Origin of the sequence: [Limnothrix rosea] IAM M-220, assembly GCF_001904615.1 — a bacterium.
Taxonomy (GTDB): domain Bacteria; phylum Cyanobacteriota; class Cyanobacteriia; order Cyanobacteriales; family MRBY01; genus MRBY01.
On sequence record NZ_MRBY01000010.1, the window covers coordinates 65012 to 84605 of the forward strand.

General features: G+C 46.0%; 15 protein-coding genes. 5 read left to right on the forward strand and 10 right to left on the reverse strand.

Features of this window, described 5'->3' with window-relative positions; all coding sequences use genetic code 11:
• The first annotated feature begins 2 nt into the window (after positions 1-2).
• Entirely contained in the window at positions 3-821 is an 819-nt protein-coding gene (locus tag NIES208_RS06265; protein WP_075890846.1) for a TlyA family RNA methyltransferase, read from the forward strand.
• Positions 822-847: 26 nt separating this feature from the next.
• Here NIES208_RS06265 and NIES208_RS06270 read toward each other — a convergent pair whose 3' ends face one another.
• The 4 genes from NIES208_RS06270 to NIES208_RS06285 form a co-directional block, all read right to left on the reverse strand.
• Positions 848-2041 (reverse strand): FAD-dependent monooxygenase, encoded by a 1194-nt coding sequence (locus NIES208_RS06270; RefSeq protein ID WP_075890848.1) that lies wholly within the window; start codon positions 2039-2041, stop codon positions 848-850.
• A 259-nt stretch (positions 2042-2300) separates the two neighbouring features.
• Positions 2301-3287, reverse strand: a complete 987-nt coding sequence (locus tag NIES208_RS06275) for a methyltransferase domain-containing protein (protein ID WP_075890850.1) — start codon at positions 3285-3287, stop codon at positions 2301-2303.
• 370 nt (positions 3288-3657) lie between these two features.
• Positions 3658-5586, reverse strand: coding sequence for a hypothetical protein (locus tag NIES208_RS06280; RefSeq protein ID WP_075890852.1), 1929 nt, complete (start codon positions 5584-5586; stop codon positions 3658-3660).
• Between the two features lie 423 nt (positions 5587-6009).
• The gene (locus tag NIES208_RS06285) at positions 6010-7701 is read right to left on the reverse strand and encodes an iron uptake porin (RefSeq protein WP_075890854.1); all 1692 of its coding nucleotides are present in this window, start codon (positions 7699-7701) and stop codon (positions 6010-6012) included.
• A gap of 266 nt (positions 7702-7967) precedes the next feature.
• Between NIES208_RS06285 and NIES208_RS06290 the strand changes: the two genes are divergently transcribed.
• Together NIES208_RS06290 and NIES208_RS06295 are read left to right on the forward strand one after the other, a co-directional pair.
• Positions 7968-8474, forward strand: coding sequence for a TolB family protein (locus NIES208_RS06290; RefSeq protein ID WP_411974251.1), 507 nt, complete (start codon positions 7968-7970; stop codon positions 8472-8474).
• A 74-nt stretch (positions 8475-8548) separates the two neighbouring features.
• Positions 8549-10498, forward strand: coding sequence for a CHASE2 domain-containing protein (locus tag NIES208_RS06295; RefSeq protein WP_075890856.1), 1950 nt, complete (start codon positions 8549-8551; stop codon positions 10496-10498).
• Between the two features lie 366 nt (positions 10499-10864).
• Here the strand turns inward: NIES208_RS06295 and NIES208_RS06300 are convergent, their stop codons facing one another.
• From NIES208_RS06300 to NIES208_RS06315, 4 genes are all read right to left on the reverse strand, one after another.
• The gene (locus NIES208_RS06300; RefSeq protein WP_075890858.1) at positions 10865-11461 is read right to left on the reverse strand and encodes a Uma2 family endonuclease; all 597 of its coding nucleotides are present in this window, start codon (positions 11459-11461) and stop codon (positions 10865-10867) included.
• A gap of 117 nt (positions 11462-11578) precedes the next feature.
• The gene (gene glyS, locus NIES208_RS06305; RefSeq protein WP_075890860.1) at positions 11579-13720 is read right to left on the reverse strand and encodes a glycine--tRNA ligase subunit beta; all 2142 of its coding nucleotides are present in this window, start codon (positions 13718-13720) and stop codon (positions 11579-11581) included.
• Positions 13721-13814: 94 nt separating this feature from the next.
• Positions 13815-14315 (reverse strand): GNAT family N-acetyltransferase, encoded by a 501-nt coding sequence (locus NIES208_RS06310; protein ID WP_075890862.1) that lies wholly within the window; start codon positions 14313-14315, stop codon positions 13815-13817.
• A 7-nt stretch (positions 14316-14322) separates the two neighbouring features.
• On the reverse strand, positions 14323-14622 hold the full coding sequence (locus NIES208_RS06315) for a type II toxin-antitoxin system TacA family antitoxin (protein ID WP_075890864.1): 300 nt from the start codon (positions 14620-14622) through the stop codon (positions 14323-14325).
• Positions 14623-14782: 160 nt separating this feature from the next.
• Between NIES208_RS06315 and NIES208_RS06320 the strand changes: the two genes are divergently transcribed.
• Positions 14783-16456, forward strand: a complete 1674-nt coding sequence (locus NIES208_RS06320) for a vWA domain-containing protein (RefSeq protein WP_075890866.1) — start codon at positions 14783-14785, stop codon at positions 16454-16456.
• A 152-nt stretch (positions 16457-16608) separates the two neighbouring features.
• Positions 16609-18300, forward strand: a complete 1692-nt coding sequence (locus tag NIES208_RS06325) for a mechanosensitive ion channel family protein (RefSeq protein WP_084176553.1) — start codon at positions 16609-16611, stop codon at positions 18298-18300.
• A gap of 7 nt (positions 18301-18307) precedes the next feature.
• Here the strand turns inward: NIES208_RS06325 and NIES208_RS06330 are convergent, their stop codons facing one another.
• Together NIES208_RS06330 and NIES208_RS06335 are read right to left on the reverse strand one after the other, a co-directional pair.
• A complete protein-coding gene (locus NIES208_RS06330; RefSeq protein WP_075890868.1) occupies positions 18308-19105 on the reverse strand; it encodes an alpha/beta fold hydrolase in 798 nt (265 codons plus the stop codon).
• A 30-nt stretch (positions 19106-19135) separates the two neighbouring features.
• Entirely contained in the window at positions 19136-19591 is a 456-nt protein-coding gene (locus NIES208_RS06335; RefSeq protein ID WP_075890870.1) for an NUDIX hydrolase, read from the reverse strand.
• Positions 19592-19594 lie beyond the last annotated feature (3 nt).

Consider the following 19594-nt stretch of genomic DNA (forward strand, 5'->3'; position numbering starts at 1 on the left):
TTTTGGCTAAGCAAAGATTAGATACTCTTCTTGTCGATCTAGAACTCTGTGAATCGCGACAACTGGCACAGCGACTGATTCGGGCAGGGGAAGTGAAGGTACGCCAAAGAATTATTGATAAGCCGGGGACTTTAGTGCCGACAGACGCGGAGATTGAGGTTAAGGCAAAACCGCCCTTTGTCTCCCGTGGTGGCGAAAAACTGGCTAAGGCGATCGCCCATTTTGAAATCGAAGTAAAAGATCGTGTGTGTTTAGACGGCGGCATTTCGACGGGTGGCTTTACAGACTGTTTGTTTCAGGTGGGCGCGAAGCAGGTGTATGGCATTGATGTGGGCTATGGACAGGTGGCATGGAAAATTCGCCAAGATCCCCGTTTAGTACTGCGAGAACGAACTAATTTTCGGCATCTAACCCCAGAAGATTTATATGAGGATGTGGCAGCAGGCGATCGCCCAACTTTAGGTGTGATGGATTTATCTTTTATTTCCCTGCGCAAAGTATTGCCAACTTTATGGACGTTGTTGGTGGAGCCGCGAGAGGTTCTATTACTGGTAAAGCCGCAATTTGAAGTGGGGCGTGAACAGGTCGGTAAAAAAGGTGTGGTGCGGGACTCTCAAGCCCAAGCCCAAGCGATTTTTGATGTATTGACTGTGGCGCAAAAACTGGGTTGGCAACCCCATGGTTTAACTTGGTCGCCTATTAAAGGGCCCGCGGGCAACATTGAATATCTGCTCTGGCTGCAACAATCACCTTCAGAAATGCAGCTTGCTCTAGAAGATGTCGCTGCTCTCACCCACTCTGCAATGGTGTCGTTTAAGTAAAATTTAAACCCACAAATTTTAAATTTTTATAGCTTCGTAACGTCGTAATCGTAAATCCAGGCAGATTTGAGATTCATGAGATTCGGCGCGATGGCATCAACGATTTTAAAAACGAAATCACGGGCGATCGCCTTGAGACCTGATGCGTGAAAAATATCAGCATTTTTGCGGGATGTTATTTGCATTCTCGTTGCCCGTTGATAACGCAGATTTTCGTATTGTTGAAATGCTCCTTCTGTTGTTTGGTGACGTTGCAAACATTGCGCGAGGACGTAGGCATCTTCGATGGACATGGCTGCCCCCTGAGCCTGAAAAGGAACCATTGGATGGGCGGCATCACCGAGTAATGTCACTTTATTTTGTGACCAAAAGGGTAAAGCTGGGCGCGTAAATAGTCCCCATTTATAGCAAGGCTCTGGACTGGCAATCATGTCCTTTAAAATTTGATTGAGTAAGCGAGATTGATTTTGAAATTCTGCCGCGACTTGAGATTTATCCACCTCAATTGTCCAGCCTTCCTCCTGCCACTGACTTTCTTTAACGACTAAAACCAAATTTAACCACTGCTCACCATGATTTAAATTGCCGTTGGGATAAGCTACAACGTGATGATTTTTCCCAAGCCAAACTGTTGCGCGTCCTGCCAACTCTTCGTAGGGCGATCGCCAAGGTAAGATAGCGCGAAAAGCCGCATAGCCGGCATAACTGGGTTTTGTTTGTTGACTATCGAGCATTAACTGTCGGCGGGTTGGAGATCCGACACCATCAGCGCCAACCAATCCTGCAACTTCAACCTTGGGAGCATGTTCAAATTTCAGCGCAACCTTATCCGTTGTTTGGGAATAACCCGTTAAACGAGTCGCAAAATTCAACTTACTTTTATCCCTTAGCCCGTCAAATAAAAGTTGGTGCAAATCGGCGCGACGGCATTGATAATACAGCTGATTTTTTGGTAATTGCCATTTGATTAGAGTTTGGTCTGAAGTGAAAGACCGCAACTCAAAACCATAACAACGGTGGGCGATCGCCTCTAGCTTTTCCGTTAACCCCAAAGCCGCTAAAACACGCACAACATTCGGGCTCACCTGAATCCCGTAGCCCAATGCCTCAAAACTTTCTGCCTGTTCGTAGAGAGTGAAGGGAATATTTTGTTGCTCAAGGGCACAGGCCAAAGTTAAACCGCCAATACCTGCACCGACGATACCAAGGGGGTTAGTCATAAATAAAAGCGTTAATAAACGGCTACTGGAAAACTATATATAGTCATTCCGAATAAGTTCTAAGGAGCATTTGTATCCTTCCTTGGGGAAGGTGCTCGTAGAGCGGAAGGGGTTGCAACAGATTATGAAACTTACGAAGAACCTGTCACAAAACTCTCGCAACAGGAAAGTGTAAATCTCCAAAAAAAAACTACAGATCGATGATTACTCATGGAACTATAGTTTCGTTTTAGATTGGAGAGATTAATCTCGTGAAAATTTAGGCATTAACCGTTTCACCAGTTCTTGCTTCATCAACGGAATTAATGGTTGATTTTTTTACTGCTCTAAACATACCAAAGCGGCAGAGACCAGCACCAAAAGCGACGCGCATTAAGAGCATGGTGGGTACTTCCCGTAGAGACTTAATAAAGCCAGAGAAACCAAATTTAATCAGACCCTTCGGGCGAACAATACCTTGCCAAATGGATTCTAACCAAGAAGGCAATGTTTCCTTTGTCCAGTCAGCGGTAACAACTTCACCGTCAACTAAGCCAGTTTCAGCAATCTGCTCAGAGAAACGCTCAATACTGGAAAAAGAAGGGTGAGACCACTGGTCAAGGAGCTGACGCATAACGGGTTTTTCCCACCAGTTGAGGGGCACACGGCGATCGTCGCGCTGGTTCCAGTCCGCAACAACGAGGATACCGCCGGGCTTCAGGACACGCATCATTTCTTCTGCGTACTTCATTTTGTCGGGCATGTGGGGACCTGCTTCCACAGACCAAACCACATCAAAACTATTGTCGGGGAAAGACATATCAAGCGCGTCATTCACCATAAATTTGGCCGTGACACCTTCAGGAGTGAGGTCGTTAGCGCGCTGGGCTTGCTTGGGGCTGAGGGTAATGCCTGTTGCTTGGAAGCCGTAGTTTTGCGCCATGATGCGGCTACTACCGCCGAAACCACAACCAACGTCGAGAACAGTTGTGCCAGCGGGAAGCTTATCTAGACCACCCCAGCGAACCATCTCATGGACAAAGTCAGCCTTTGCTTTGAGGAAATCTTTGCGGCGTGGGGGAGAGCCGTAGTGACCGAGGTGAATATGTTCACCCCAGTAAAATTCGAGAATACCGTCTTCTGTCCACTCATCATAGGAGTTGGCAACGGTGTTAGAGGAGTCGTAGCTACGGGGAGTCAGTAGATAGATTGCTACCCCGATAACGAGTAGCGCCACTAAAAAACCGATGATGTATAACCAGAACATTTAAGGCTTATCCGTAATATTTATTCACATTGCTATGCTTATGATATCAACTTGTGTGATCTATTGACTCTTTCGCTGTTTGTGAGGGACTTGCAATCGGATTTCTCTAAAAATTTTTGGGATGGTTTTGTCGGGTCACTTTGGCTTTTTTGCTTTGGGCGATCGCCTTTTTTGTGACTCTTAAACTAAAGAGAAATGATGCTGACAGTTTCGATGGATCAATGGCTGGGAATAATGATTTTTTCAATAGAGAGTCTTTAAAGGAAAGGCGGCGATCGCCTCAGATTTAAAGCCCCAAGAAAAAAGGAAAAGCCCGATGACTTTTCCCTTTTAGATTATTTACCCAGTTTGGAGCTCAAGGCTCCCTGACTTATTGGATTTCAGGCAAACCCTCAATAATGATCACATCATCTGAGCTAGAGCCATCGGAACCAGAGTTGCCAGAATCAGAACCACTATCTGTACCATCATTAATTTCCGGGAGACCTTCAATAATGATTACATCGTTACCTGAGTCGGAAGAGTCATCGTCATCAGAATCTGAGTCATCATCGTTGTCGTCATCATCAGAATCTAAGTCATCATCGTTGTCGTCATCATCATCATCATCAGAATCTGAGTCGCTACCAGTATCAGAATCATCCACATCTACGTCAATGTCTACATCGTCATCGATATCCGCGTCAGCGATTTCAGGTAAGCCGACAAAAACTTCAAGGGGAATATCGTCAAAGTCGATTTGTACTAGACCAATGAGACCAGGGAAAATTGACGAGCCGGGACCGACCTGACGGAAGCAAAAAACTTCATTTTCGTAGTAGCCTTTCTTCTTTTTGCCTCTGCCTTGACCCTTGTGCTTACCTTTGCTCTTATTGCGGTGGGCAACGTAGTAACGGTCTAGACCTTTGTCGATGACGGTGATGTCAATATCAATGTCGATATCGATATCCACTTCAGCAAGTTGTTTTTCGAGGGCTTCGTACTCGTCTTCACTGAGATCGTTAACATCATCAGAATCACTGAGAGTGTTATCGGGATCGTCGGAAGTATCATCAAGAAGATCCGTGATAGACAAGAAGCGAACACTCGTGGCGACAGTGGTGGGTGCATTCCCGGTTTCATCGTCAGCACAAACATTACAAGCGCCTAAACCAACATTGGTATCATCATCGCCATTATTGATTAGTTCTGTACCACCTACTGCAGCAATAAAGTTTACGGAACCATCACTGCGGCCGCTGAACTCATTACTACCTTGTTCAAATTCAAAATCAACATCTTTACGAGCCGTACCTTCAAACTCAGCAACAGCACTGACATTTCCTAAGAGAGCAGTGAAATTGCCTTCTGCTTCACCCTTAATTTTGTAGTCAAGCTCTTGGGTTAGATCAATTTCTGTCGAATCACCTTCAAGCTTAGAGAAAGGGCCACCAAGGGTGATGTCTACAAATGCATCATCAGCATCATCAGCTTTGATTTTGAACTCAGCAGTAGATCTTGTGCCAACTGTTTGAATTTGGAACTTTTCGTTTGCTGCACCGATAAAACGAATTTCGTCGTCAGTTGTGTCTAGATCTGTTCCACTACTCGCAACAACGTCTTCGCCGTAAAACTTGAACTTAACCCGTCTTTCGAGGCTGGGTGTGGGATTAGAGCCACCACCAGAACTGCCGCCAGCAAAACTCCAGGTACTAGGAAGATTAAATTCGCCGCCTTCGAGGTTTGCATTTAGGATGCCGACATCAAGTTGCCCAGCGACTGCTTCAAAATCTTCGTCAGAGTCGGTTGTGAGGGTTACTGGTTGATTAATAAAAACGAGGGGGGCTGCACCTACAACTTCTGGCTGAATCAGCGTTCCCATCAGGGAATTGGCAGTATCAAAATTAAAGGTATCGACGGCAAAGTCAAGCTGGGTGGCAACGCTAGTAAAAATAACGGGATAACCGTCGTTATCGTAGGCGAGTCCTGTGAGTAAACCTTGGAGTGCGCCAGTATCACCTTGGTCTACGGTCGCCATGGTGGGGTCTATATTGTTGTCGAACCTTGCGGCGGTTGGTACGAAAACGGCGGTGGAGGTATTGCCAATTTCGGATTCGAGGTTTAGGGTTTCGACGGTGGCATCAAGGAGTTTGACGTTTTTGCCAGCGCCGACATCGACCATGTCTGGGAGGAAGAAGCCTGCTGCGCCGGAAAAGTCGCCGCCGGTGACTTGGACTTGGGCGATCGCCGGAGCATTAAAACTAACTAATGTCCCCCCGACTAATCCGAAACAAACAAGTTTTTTTGTGGATAAGTTCATAGGAAAGAACTCCAAATTTTTAAGGAAATACAGGTGGGTAGCGAGTAGAAATTGTAGCTGGACTAAAATTGTTTAAGAAAACACAAGCATGGGGGCTTTTTCTTATTTTTCCCAAATTGTAGTTTGACCTAACAAACTAATTTTAAATCTCTTCTTTTATCCTGAATGCTGGTACTATGGCTGGAACAAAAAATAGGATTGAAGAGACTTTAAGGGTGAGAAAGATCAGTCTGGAAAATTGTTTAAGCTTTGCCGGCGATCGCCCTAAAAAAGAAGAAAGTTAGCCTTGTTTCTCATAGACAGGGAGACTCATAAAAGGTTCCCTAAAATCTAAAGTTATTTTCTTGTTCGCAATAGAGCAATATTTTTTATGGCAGGCGATCGCCTAGGGAGCCGATGTAACTTAAACCACTTTTAATGAATTTAGAAACTAATCGTTGTTCTTAAAACACCGATAGTAATGGTCTCATTATCATCATTTTGAAGGGGATTAAAAACAGCAATAAAGCCGGGTGTAAGGGCAATATTATCTGTCAGATTAAAGCGATAAAATGCTTCAAGATGGTGGGTCGTGCCCGGTTGACCACCCGGATCTGCATTAAGATCACCGCTGGAAACCAAGGATGGAATATTACGACCAGAGGGCAGATTACTAGAGGTGATTCGAGGGGGTTGACCAAAGAAAATACCGCCCAAGCTGCCTTCTTTGCCAAGATCGGGGAAGGTGAGATAGGTCATCCAGTTAAAGGTTTCGACATCGCCACCGGCCGTTTGGTATTCCGAAGTGGTGTAGCCTGCCCAGCCGCCGACGTTAAATTTCGGACTCACGCGCCAATCGATCGCTAGACCAAAAGCATTTGTGCTGATCGGCGCTCGACCAGATTGAAAATCTTGAATAACAACTTGGTCATCACCAATGCCGGAGGGGCGGGGACTACCGGATAATGTGCCCCAAGGAGAATAGGAGTTGATGTATTGGAAAGAGAGGTCAAGGTCTCTAGAAGGCGAGGCAACGAGCTGTGTACCAAAGGTTGTGGAACCCAGATCGCCGCCGAACAAACCGCCAAAGGTGGCATTGTCAGCCAAATTTGTGGAGTAAAGGGCTTGAAGACTTAGGCTTCTGGCAATTTGCCAGTCAAAACCAAAACCGCTGCCACTACCGCCAATATTGATCACTGGATTACGCTGGGCAAAGCGAGACAAGGGCCCGTAACCAGCACTCTGAACCCGGTTTGCACCACGAAATACATTGGTGGCGCTAATGCCTTCTGTACCGATAATGAGGGCGAGTTTGTCACCTATTAAGTGGCGATAGGTCAGGTCACTAATGCGAATATTGTTACCGTTATCTGCTTCGTAACCGAGACCGACGTAGGGTTCTAGGGTGCGATTATTGCTGGTTGTGCTACCGGAACCGGCGCTTAAACCTGTGAGTAAAATGCTATTTGGACTGAACTGGGTGAACAGGCTCAGTTGGGTATTGGTAATGGTATTAATCTGATCGTCTTCGTTGGTGAGGCGATCGCGGAAGAAACTATATTCATTGGCGTTACGACCTTGGATACCAAAAACGGTTTGACCGAATAGTTTTGTCGTTGTCGAAAACTGATGGCTTTCTAGTTCTTCCACTTGACCATCGAGATCATCGACCCTTGCGCCGAGGGTGGCCAGCTCTGCTTCAAACTCTTGGACTAGGGCACGTAGACGACTAATATCTGCGGCATCAACGTCGGAGCCGCCGGTGATCAGGCGTTCGATTTGTTGTAAACAGGCATTGAGACCTGCGGCAAATTCGTAACGACTCAGGGGGCGATCGCCACGAAATGTACCATCGGGATAGCCGACTAGGCAGTTATACTTTTCGACAAGATTACGCAGGGCATCGAAGGCCCAGTCGCTGGGAGCGACATCTCGTAGCTGGAAAACGCTATTGACTTGAGCTAAACCTGAAGTACTGACCTCAAGGGTTGCTGCTTCTGTGTCAAAGGAGCCATAATTTTCCAGTTTTGCTAGCTGATCGCCAACAGTTTCTGCCTGTACCTGTGCTGCAACACTACCGCTGAGCGCGAGAGCCAGTGCCAGCAAAGGCGATTTCAAGCAAAATTTATCATTCATTAAAAAACCTCACCACACCAAATGTTTAGGAAAGAAGAAAATGTTTTGGAGAGAAAGAAACATTGGGTAGACACAGGCGATCGCCCTAGGGGCAATCACTTGATTTAGTCTATTTAGACCAGCAAGACGGCGCTGAACCGCAAAAGGTTCAAAAAAATAATTGAATTTGATTCCGAAATTCCGTAACGATAACCTGAAGTTATGATTTAGGGGGAGATGTAGCCTTTTTTTAGGATTTGTAAAGACATATCTCAAAGGGGTCAATTATCTTGTTGAAATGCAGCGGATTTCGAAAAATAGCTCTGGCGATCGCCTCGTTCTGTTTAGCAGGCTGTAGTCGTGCTTTGTTTTACCAACCCCAAATTGCGACGGGGGGCATCAATAGTAACTTTGCGGAAGAATTTCCCAGCTACAGCGGTGACGGTCGTTTTCTAGCCTTTGCCTCGGAGCGAGACGGACGACGCAATATTTATTTATATGATTTTCAGGAGAATCAATTAGTTAATTTACCCAACCTCAACCGCCGTGACTCCAGTCAAGATCAACCTTCCCTGAGTGCCGATGGTCGATATCTCGCCTACGTATCCACCGAGCGCGGTAAACCCGATATCTTTGTTTATGATCGCCAACAACAACGCTCCCAACTATTGACGGCCAATCTGAGGGGCGCAGTGCAACATCCCACCATCCGTGGCGACGGCCAGCAGGTGACTTTCCAAAGTAATGACCGTGGCCAGTGGAATTTAATGATTGTTGATGTGACGGGAAATTAAGGGTTCTCGAATTTTTACGGTATTTTTTATCTTGGTGCGGACAATGGTAATTAGTATTAAATATCCGGCAACCCATGGCTCTCAATCGGCATAAAGTCAAACGCTTTTGGCAAAATTATCAAGATAATATTTTGCTGGCGATCGCCCTCATTTTACTGACCGGTGTTGTTCTAGAAAGCCGTCGTCGCGGTGGCTTTGAGCAGCTAGAGTTGCAAGTGTATGACCGTATGCTGCGCCAACAGCCTGAACTGGCTTCCGATGATCGATTGGTGTTGGTGGAAATTAATGAAGAAGATTTACGGCAACAGGAACGTTGGCCCTTTACGGATGAAGTCTATGCCGAAGTGCTCGAAAATATTCAAGCTGCTGAACCCGCCGTTATTGGTTTAGATGTTTATCGCGATTTTCCCGTAGAACCCGGCTATAGCCGCTTGGTCGAGCAATTTAAAAAGCCAAATCTCATTGCCATCCGTAATCTTGATGTTTTAACCGGGACACCTGCCCCCCCTGCTGTTGTGCCGGAACAGCAAGGATTTAATGATTTTACCCTTGACCCCGATGGGGTGTTACGTCGTGCTTTGCTCTATGCAACGGGTTCCGATGGCATGACTTTACCGTCTTTTGCCCTCAGTATTGCCATGCTGTACCTCTATGAGGCAGAGGGTATTAGTCCCCAAGCTAGTGAGATTGACCCCCAATATTTGCAGTTGGGCGAAGCGACCTTTTTTCCTCTGGAGACTGACAGTGGTGGCTATCAGACGGTGGATGCCCGTGGTTATCAAATGTTGTTTCATTACCGTGATCGCTCGTTGATGTTGCCGACTATTACCTTTACCGATGTGTGGCTGAATGAATTTGACCCGCAACTGTTGAAGGACAAAATTGTCCTTATTGGTAGTACGGCTCCTAGCCTGAAAGATTTGGTGATTTCGCCGTTTTCCCTTGGTAGTAGCGAGGGCAGCAAAATGAATGGGGTTGTGGCTCATGCTCAGGTGCTTAGCTATATTCTTGATACTGCTATGGGGGGGCGATCGCAGTTCCGTTTTTGGCAGGAATGGCAAGAGACTGTGTGGGTTGTGGTTTGGCTGACTAGTGGTGCGGTGATTGGCTGGTGGTTAAGGCATCCTATTGCCATTGTTGGGGGGTTGTTGTTTGGTATTGTCGGGACTGGGGGGATTGGTTATCTGTTTTTGCAAAATTTTGTTTGGATTCCTGTAGCAGCGCCCATGGTGAGTTTTCTTGTCGCGATGGGTTTTGTGATCGTCTATCAGTCCTACCAAGATTTCCGCCAGCAGAAAATGGTGATGACTTTGTTGGGGCAGAATACGTCGCCGGCGATCGCCGATGCTTTGTGGGAGGAGCGTTCAGAACTATTAAACTCTGGACATTTGCCGGGTCGTTCGCTTACGGCCACGATGCTGTTTTTAGATGTGCGGGGTTTTAGTACGATTTCTGAAACGATGTCGCCTCCGGCGCTATTGGATTGGCTAAATGATGTGCTTGAGATGGTGACCCACGAAGTCCAAAGCCGTAATGGCATTATCAATAAATTTACTGGTGATGGGATTGTGGCGATTTTCGGTGTGCCTGTCCCAAGGGAAACGCCGGAAGCGATCGCCCAAGATGCCCAAGCTTGTGTGTCTGCTGCTCTGGCGATCGCCGAAAAACTAGAACCCATTAATCAAACCTTTAGCGAGAAAAATTTACCCCAAGTGCGTCTGCGCGTGGGCATCTTTACCGGAGAAGTGGTTGCCGGCAGTTTAGGAGGGAAAGACCGCATGGAGTATGGCGTGATTGGCGATAGTGTGAATACCGCTTCCCGTCTAGAATCCTGCGCGAAAGAACGGCAGCCCGTCGATTGTCGTATCCTGATCGCCGAAGCAACGGAGCAATATCTCGACCAGAAATTTGATCTAGAGCCTTGGGGGCCTATTCCATTAAAAGGGAAAGTCGAAGTTGTGCAAGTTTTTCGGGTGCTGACTCCTGCGGAAAAGCCTGTTTCGACAACAGTGACTACTGGTTAAAAACTTAGAATTTTCTGTTTTTTGATTGCTTGGCGATCGCCCCAAAATCATCTAGAACAGGGGAATGATTTTGGAATAACCTACGAAACGTCAGTTCGGGTTAAGGGGTTATCTGAATGCCTTGAAGATACGGAGAAGGGGAGACACGGAGAAGGGGAGACACGGAGAAGGGGAGACACGGAGAACCTACGAAGGTCTGTGTTTTCTGACACCTAGAATCTAGAATTGTTTAAATGAAAAATCGCCCCATCCCTCGCTCTCCCTTTCGCCGTGTCGTCATTCCAGACCATGCTTAAACCGAACTCAGGTTACGAAAATTTACGTGGTTTGTTGTGTCTTGGAACGTAATGTGATGGGTTCACATCATTAAATTTGAGTTGAATCTTCTGGTTCTGTAGCAAAGGTGATGCTCTCGTAAATCTCAGTTAATGATGCATCAATGTCAAGGGCTGGAAATTCGGCGATCGCCTCTAAGCCGCTGTAAGTTTGAAATAGCCAAATGTCTTCTTTTTGACGGCGAAAGCATTCCACTAAATAGGTGTCGGAGTTGATGAGGATATATTCTTGCAGGCTTGGGATACTGCGATAGAATCCAAATTTTTCGCCACGGTCAAAGGATGCGGTGGAATCTGATAAGACTTCCATGATCACTTTTGGAGAACGAATATAGTAATTATCTTCATCGTCATTCTCGTTGCAGGCAACAACAAGATCTGGATAGAAAAAACGGCGATTGTTTGTGACCGAAACTTTCACATCCGCCATATAGGTTTGGCAAGGTGAACCTCGCAGCTTTCCCCTTAGCAATATTGCAAGATTTAGACTAATGGTATTGTGCACTTTGCTAGTGCCAGCCATCGCATAGACTTCACCATCGATATATTCATGTTTAATCCTGCTGTTTTTTTCGAACTCCAGATATTCTTCTGTGGTCATCCGAGAATGTTCGGTTAGAGCAATCATGTTTTCTCACCCGATATATCGCTCTTCTATTCTATGAGGAATATAGAGGTTGAAGGCATCTCGAATATCCAAGGGACGATACCAAAGTAAATAACGGGGAAAGTCTACAGGAATAAATCACTGTTTTACAATCGCCCCAAAATCAGCGAGCACACGGGCATGGTTGCGAAGTAGACCGAGGAGATTTAGACGATTTGCTTTCACTTCCGGATCTTCTGCCATAACGAGAACGCTGTCTTCCCCATCAAAGAAACGCTCAACTGTTGGTGCAAGTTCCGTTAAACCATCGACAAGCTTTTGATAGTTGCGTTCTGCCTGAGCCGCTTCAGTGGTGGGCACAAGTTTTACGAGGCCATCATAGAGTTCTTGCTCAGATTTTTGCTCGAATTTATCGGGATTGACTAGGCTGACTGGATTCAAGCTAGTGGTATCAAGGTCGCCTTTTTTCGCGAGTTTGGCAGAACGGTTGACGGTGGGATAAATCTTTTCGAGTTGTCCATCGTTGCGGATACTCTGCAAAAATTCTGCGCGATCGCCGACATCGAGTAAATCAGTTAAAGCCCGTTCAGTATATTCAGAATCATCACCCAAGACTGCATTTACAAGGTCATAGTCGATGCCTTTTTCGTCTTGGAGGAGGGTTTGAATGCGCTGGATAAAGAATTTTTGGAGATTTTCTAAAGGAGATTCCTTATCGGAGTGAGCCGTCACAAAGGCCTTTGCACCTTGGGCTAATAAATCCGCCAAGTTGATACCGAGTTGGGCATCCCAAGTGACATTAATGACTGCATTGGCCGCCCGACGCAAGGCAAAGGGATCAGACGAGCCTGTGGGTAACATTCCCAAGCCGAAAATACTCACCAAAGTATCGAGGCGATCGCCCATTCCCACGACCTGACCTGTCAAAGTTTTGGGCATGATATCGTCTGCGCCACGGGGAAGATAATGCTCAAAAATACCTGTGGCAACTTCTTCCGATTCGCCACTAACCACCGCATATTTTTGACCCATAATTCCCTGCAATTCGGGAAATTCATAGACCATTTGCGTCATCAGATCCGCCTTACACAACATCGCCGTGCTGGCGATCGCCTCTTTCTCTGCCTCAGAACAATCCAGTTGTTCCGCGATTTGCTGGGACATTTGCATAATGCGGTCTACCTTTTCGCGCATCGTCCCCAATTCCTTTTGGAAAGTCATGGTTTCCAGCTGGGGTAAATAGGTATCGAGATGGTCGTCGCAGTCGGCTTTATAGAAAAATTGGCCGTCCGCTAACCTTGCCCGAATCACCCGCTCATTACCCGCTGCAATAATGTCAGCTTTGGCAGGATCGCCATTGGAAATGGTGATAAATTTCGGTAACAATTCGGTGGGATTATCAGGATTATTTACCGCGAAATAGCGCTGGTGCGTCACCATCACCGTCGTAATCACTTCAACGGGCAACTCTAAAAATTCTTCCTCAACATTACCCACCACAGCTGTGGGATATTCCACGAGGTTAATCACTTCATCTAACAAATCTGCGGGAATGTCTGCACTGCCATTAATACTGGCTGCCGCTTGGGCGATCGCCTTTTCGATGACACCACGGCGTTCTGCTGGGTCAACTTCAACAAAGGCATCCCGCAAGATGGTTTGATAATTTTCTGCACTATCGATCACCACATCATTTTTGCAGAGCACGCGGTGACCACGGGATTGGCGACCGGCGGTTAAAGTATCGGAACCAATTGTGATTTCGAGGGGCAAAATTTCCTCATTCCACAGGGAAACGAGCCACCGCCAAGGGCGGGGAAAACGCAAATCACCATCCGCCCACCGCATAAAGCGACGACCTTCTAAAGCTGTAAACCAGCCTAAAACCAACTCTTGTAAAATACCTTTTGTTTCCCGACCAAGGGTTGTTTTCTGGACAAAGACAAAATCACCTTTCGGGGTAGGACGTACTTCCAAATCCTCGACAGCAACCCCTTGTTTCCGCGCAAAACCTTCTGCCGCTTTAGTGGGCTGACCCTCTCTGAATGCTGCCGATGCGGGGGGGCCTTTAATTTCTTCTTCGCGGTCTGCTTGTTTCTCTGGCAAACCCTTGAGCAAAACGGCAAGACGACGGGGCGTACCATAGACCTCAATGGCATTTGGGGTTAGAAACTGCTCACCCAAACTCTCGGTCACGCGAGTCTGTAATTGGGCGATCGCCGACGCGACAAAATCAGCGGGAAGCTCTTCTGTACCAACTTCAATGAGGTAAGTTGCCATGGGAAAGGGAGTAAGGACAATGAAATAACTTTGCTAGTTTACCGTGAACTTCTTGTTAAACCCCAACAATATCTGAGAGTAGGGCGGAAATGAGCTATGACTCCAAAGCTTTACGGGCATCACCAACTGTGATCATGAGCGTCATCGGTTCAATAGGAGATGCCGCAAACCCACAAGCTTCATAGAAATGTTTTGCCTGTTCTGAAATTGCGTGTACTAAAACTGCTCTGACTCCGGCAATATCAGCAGCTTGTAAAACCCTTAGAATTGCATCTCTCAGTAGTGCTTTTCCTAATCCTTGACCTTGCCAGTTTTGATCAATTGCTAAGCGTCCAATAATCATGACCGGAATCGGATTCGGCATATTGCGCTTCACTTTTCCCGTTGCTAGTTTCGTGGCGATCGCCCCTGCTGCTAGACAGTAATAGCCAACTACTTGAGTTTCATCACAAACGACGTAGGTTCGTGAAGCATTCTGTTGCTCATTTTTACTAGCGCGTGTTTTCAGCCACTGATCTAATGAATCAACCCCAGAACAAAAAGAACTGAGGTCATGGTGAATATTCAGTTTTTCGGGTCGCGATAAATTCCCCATCAAGACATTAATCCCAAGGCGCTGGCGTGTTTAATAATTTTTCCAGTTTAGGGTTGGGGACTGGCGGTGCATCGAGGCGATCGCAGAACTCTTGATATTGAGCCTCATCAAGCGTAAAAAAAACTTGATCTAACAAAACTTCCTGAGCCTTCTGACAAGCAGATTCCAACATAAATTCAGAGCGATTTTTACCTAATGCCCTTGCAGCTCGGTCAATGAGATCTTTTTGGGACTGATCTGCCCGTAAATCTATTTTTGTTTTGCGTGGTGATATTGAGTCAGTCAAAGATGATGCTTGTGTACTCATGGTTTTGATGGTGTTGCATTTATCTTTGTTGATGCCCTTATTATACTGTCTGTCATGACAATGTCACTACAAATGTGGCGGCGTTTCTATTTTCTAAACCTAGCTTCTACTCACAAATTGCCTTGATAGCCTAGGAATAAGTTGATAGAGGACAAAGGTTGTGGGTTATTTTTTCGGGCAAAGCGTTTTTGGGAAAAAGGTGGGCGATCGCCCCTTTTCATTAATGTTGGCGTTGATGTTGGTGGGGGGGCAAATCTTTGCCGGTTGTTCTAGGGGGCCTCAAGTAGAAACTGGCGTTCCTGCCCCAGAAGGCGATGTCGCCGTAATGGAATCAGCCCAAGCACCCATGCCAACCGCTGCTGCACCCGATGCAGAGTTAGCGCCGCCTCTCGAACCTTCCCAAGAAAGAGATTTGAGTCAAGAAGATTACAACCTCATCGAAGACAATCCATTCTTCCTTGCCCAAACTGAACCACTGTCCACCTTTGCCATTGATGTCGATACTGCCGCCTATAGTAATGTGCGCCGTTTCCTGAATGATGGTATGTTGCCGCCGCCCGACGCGGTGCGCATCGAAGAATTGATTAATTATTTCAGCTATGACTACGCCGAACCGACTGGCGATCGCCCCTTTGCCATTAATACCGAAGTCGCAACAGCACCATGGCAACCGGCACACCGTTTGGTGCGTATTGGATTACAAGGCGAAAAAATTGACAGCGAAGCCTTACCGCCAAATAATTTAGTCTTTTTGTTCGACGTGTCCGGCTCGATGAATGACCCGGACAAATTGCCGCTCTTAAAATCGGGTTTTCGCTTACTCATTAACGAATTGCGCCCAGAAGATCGCATCTCCATCGTGGTCTACGCCGGAGCCGCCGGATTGGTTTTACCACCAACCTCTGGTGCTGAGAAAGACACGATTTTAGCAGCCCTCGAAAAATTAGAAGCAGGCGGTTCGACAGCAGGGGGCGAAGGAATTGAGTTGGCTTACGAGCAAGCGGCGGAGAATTTTATCAAAGACGGTAATAACCGCGTCATTTTGGCAACAGACGGTGACTTTAATGTTGGTATGTCCAATGATGCAGCGTTAGTTCGATTAATCGAAGAGAAGCGAGAACAGGATATTTTTCTCACGGTTTTGGGCTTTGGGTCGGGTAATCTCAAGGACGCAAAAATGGAACAACTCGCCAACAATGGCAACGGTAACTATGCCTATATCGACAGCATTCTCGAAGCGAAAAAAGTCCTTGTAACCGAGATGGGCGGCACGTTGCTGACCCTCGCGAAAGACGTAAAAATTCAGGTGGAATTTAACCCCAATGTGGTGCAGGCGTATCGATTGATTGGCTACGAAAATCGCTTATTAGCCGCCCAAGATTTTAATGATGATACAAAAGATGCTGGCGAACTCGGTGCTGGTCATCAGGTGACAGCGCTCTATGAGGTTGTGCCTGTCGGTGTAGATTCGCCGATCGCCTTACCGGAAGTAGACGCTCTGAAATATCAAGAAACTGCTGCAACAACTTCTGATTTTAGTGGTGAATTAATGCAACTAAAATTGCGCTACAAACAACCCACGGGCGATGAGTCGCAGCTAATTACGACGGCGATCGCCAACCAGACCCAATCATGGCAAGAAACATCTGATAATTTCAAATTTGCAGCGGCAGTGGCCGAATTTGGCATGTTATTGCGGGAGTCGGAATATCGTGGCGAGAGTAATTTTGATCAAGTAATCGAGCTGGCTCAGTCTGCAAAAGGCTCTGATCTTGAGGGCTATCGCAGTGAATTTATCCAACTCGCCAGAACAGCTCAAGCCTTGAAATTTTAAAGCTTTGGTTGCCCATGGTGAAGTCCTAGGGAGTGCAGTCTCGGAAATGCCCATAGATTTATATTTTTATTGCCTAAAATCCTGACTATGACAAAATCCGAGGCGATCGCCTTATCGTGATGATGATGGCTTAATCGACGTGACCAATATCTATGGCTAAGTTCTGGCGACGGTTTTTTCTGGCATTCTGCGCCTGCGTGCTCTGTTGGCAAATGGCGGCGATCGCCCAACCAATTGTTGAACCATTAATCACCTCAGAAACAGTTAAAGCCGAAACATTGCAAGGCGCTCCTGTTGTCCTCGGCGACAGCGAATTATTTCGGATTGAAGCACGCATTGCCTCCTTTGACCCCGAATTTCGCGCAAAAGTCATTTCAGAACGGCTGTTAGAGTTTGCCAAAAATGAAGAACTAAATGTTGATTACTTGCAAGTTATTGATAACGAAGAAACGAAAACATCTGACGTTTTAGTTGGGACAACCTTGCTGGCAACCCTAGCCGATGTTGATGCCGTTGCTGCTGGCACACCACGATATGAATTGGCGAAAGAATATCAAAATATTATTCGAGATGAAATCCTCAAATATCGAGCCGCTTTTAGTCTACAAAATATTTTTTTAGGTATTGCCTATACGATTATTTCTAGCATTATCCTACTGCTTTGTTTTTTAGCGATAAATTCATCGTTACCCCGTGTACATCGGTATTTAAGACATTGTCAACATACTTGGATTCCCGCCTTTAAAATCTTTGGTATTGAGCTTTTATCTTCTAAGCGGGTTGTTGATTTAATTCTTGAGTTAATTAAGATTTCACGGTTAACAATATGGCTCACTCTCATTTATATTTACGGCAACTTAGTACTGAGTTTTTTCCCTTGGACACAGGGATTTGCCCGGCGTTTATTTGGTTATGCTAGCAGTGCTGTTTTTACCTTTTTTAGGGCTGGCGTTAATTATTTGCCAAACCTCTTTTTTATTGCTGTCATTATTTTTGTAACATCATATACTCTAAAAATTTGTCGGTTCTTTTTTAGGGAAATTGAAAAAGGAAAAATCACGATTCAAGGCTTTTATCCAGAGTGGGCAATTCCAACCTATAAGCTCGTGCAATTTCTCGTTTTAGCCTTTGCCGCAATTGTGGCATTCCCCTATCTCCCCGGCGCTGAAACGCCTGCTTTTCAAGGGATTTCGATTTTCTTGGGTTTACTTTTATCTTTGGGTTCCACCGCTGCTGTGGCGAATGTCGTCGCCGGAACCATCATGACTTACACTCGCGCTTTTCGCATCGGCGATCGCATCCAAATTGGTGACACGAAAGGTGATGTTTTAGCAAAAACATTACTAGTTACTAGAATTCGTACCTTAAAAAATGAGGTAATTACAATCCCAAACTCAGCAGTTTTAAGTAGTCATATTGTGAACTATAGCGAAGGGATAAATGACCCGGAAACACCTCCCTTAATTCTGCATACAACGATCACCCTTGGTTATGATGTGCCCTGGCGCAAAGTCCATGAGGTTCTCTTAGACGCAGTGGCAGTAACGCAAAATACTTTGTTAACGCCAAAACCGTTTATTTTGCAGACAAGTTTAGATGATTTTTATGTGAGCTATGAGATTAATGCCTACACTGATAAACCAAAGTTAATGCCCGAAACCTATTCAAATTTACATAAAAATATTCAAGACAAGTGTAATGGGGCTGATATTGAAATTTTATCTCCCCATTACCGTGCTGCCCGTGATGGCAATCAAAGTACAATTCCTGCTCAGTATTTACCGGAAGATTATGAGCCACCAAATTTTCGAGTCACTAATTTTCCACCACAAAAAAATGAGTAGGTTCTTATTATTTTGATGGCGTTTTTTCTTGGGTTTTTAGCCAAGTTTGTATGGCGGCGATCGCCTCTTCTTTGTCTTCTAATTCTTGATAGTTTGAATGTTTAATTAGCCGAGCATAGGCTTGGGATTGGGCGAGCTGACTGGGTGAGTCGTCCGGTGTAGAGAGAATTAATGTGGGGGCGGTTAATTGAGCCAGTTGATAGTTTAAATATTCAGATTTTAATCTTGCGCCACTACGAAATAAAAGCTTGCAAGTGCCGGGCGATCGCCGCAGGGTTTTGCGATGCTCAAAGGCATTTTTTATTTTCTTCTTTAAGCCTAAAAGCGGTGCAATGGGCGATATCAGTTTCAGGAACCACGGCACAAGCGGTAATGGCGAAACCAAACATTTTTCCCAGAAATAGCTCGGATTTTTGTCTGTTTCTACACCGAGGGGCGATCGCAAAATTAGTCCTTTAATTTGCTCTGGATGATTGAGGGCGTAACGTGCTGCAACCCATGCACCAAGACCATCACCGACGAGGTAAAACTGTTTGAGGCGAATATTTTCAAACAACTCTGCAAGAACTTCACTTTCCCACTGGATGGAATAGGGCGCTGGTGGGCGTTCCGAATCGCCAAATCCTAGCAAATCTGGCGCAAAACAGTGGAATTTTTGCCCTAAAACTTCAAAATGCTCTGACCATTGGGAGCTTTCGCGGCATGCCCCATGGATAAAGATGACGGCTTCCCCTTGACCTGTTTCTCGCCAAAAAATTTGTCCTTGGCTTAGTTTTAAGCGAGAATTGCGAACGACGCAGACCATAGAGGTTTCAGGGGAAGTAAAAGAAAAAAGTTAGGCAACAACGGTTTTTCCGTCAAGATAATCGCGCAAGATTTGGGCGTGATCGTGGCTGAGATTATTTTGGGGGATGGCAGACGGCTCAAAGGGTTTGACCTCTAAAATTTCGTCGAAATCCTGAATTTTTGTGCTAGTAGGGGCTACCGCAACGGCGATCGCCACACTCACAGCATGGAAGCGGGGATCTCGCCCCAAACTAGAATACACTCCCACGAGACGCGAAACGTTTGTCAGCTCAAATCCCGTTTCTTCGAGTAGCTCCCGGCGAGAACAGCGAGTTAAATCTTCTCCCCAATCGAGCATGCCACCCGGTAAACTCCATTGCCCAGTATCGCGGCGACGGGCGAGGAGAATCTGACCATCTGGTAAAACGGGGATCATCGTTGTGCCCACAAGGGGGCGACGTAAAATAAGTTTGAGGCCTGCTGCAATAAAGCGCCAAATATTCATTGA

Excerpts from the sequence above, each read along its gene's own strand:
- NIES208_RS06310 (WP_075890862.1), bottom strand. The coding sequence starts at position 14,315 with ATGGGGAATTTATCGCGACCCGAAAAACTGAATATTCACCATGACCTC.
- NIES208_RS06325 (WP_084176553.1), top strand. The coding sequence starts at position 16,609 with ATGGCTAAGTTCTGGCGACGGTTTTTTCTGGCATTCTGCGCCTGCGTG.
- glyS (WP_075890860.1), bottom strand. The coding sequence starts at position 13,720 with ATGGCAACTTACCTCATTGAAGTTGGTACAGAAGAGCTTCCCGCTGAT.
- NIES208_RS06270 (WP_075890848.1), bottom strand. The coding sequence starts at position 2,041 with ATGACTAACCCCCTTGGTATCGTCGGTGCAGGTATTGGCGGTTTAACT.
- NIES208_RS06295 (WP_075890856.1), top strand. The coding sequence starts at position 8,549 with ATGGCTCTCAATCGGCATAAAGTCAAACGCTTTTGGCAAAATTATCAA.
- NIES208_RS06330 (WP_075890868.1), bottom strand. The coding sequence starts at position 19,105 with ATGGTCTGCGTCGTTCGCAATTCTCGCTTAAAACTAAGCCAAGGACAA.
- NIES208_RS06315 (WP_075890864.1), bottom strand. The coding sequence starts at position 14,622 with ATGAGTACACAAGCATCATCTTTGACTGACTCAATATCACCACGCAAA.
- NIES208_RS06300 (WP_075890858.1), bottom strand. The coding sequence starts at position 11,461 with ATGATTGCTCTAACCGAACATTCTCGGATGACCACAGAAGAATATCTG.
- NIES208_RS06275 (WP_075890850.1), bottom strand. The coding sequence starts at position 3,287 with ATGTTCTGGTTATACATCATCGGTTTTTTAGTGGCGCTACTCGTTATC.
- NIES208_RS06280 (WP_075890852.1), bottom strand. The coding sequence starts at position 5,586 with ATGAACTTATCCACAAAAAAACTTGTTTGTTTCGGATTAGTCGGGGGG.
- NIES208_RS06335 (WP_075890870.1), bottom strand. The coding sequence starts at position 19,591 with ATGAATATTTGGCGCTTTATTGCAGCAGGCCTCAAACTTATTTTACGT.
- NIES208_RS06285 (WP_075890854.1), bottom strand. The coding sequence starts at position 7,701 with ATGAATGATAAATTTTGCTTGAAATCGCCTTTGCTGGCACTGGCTCTC.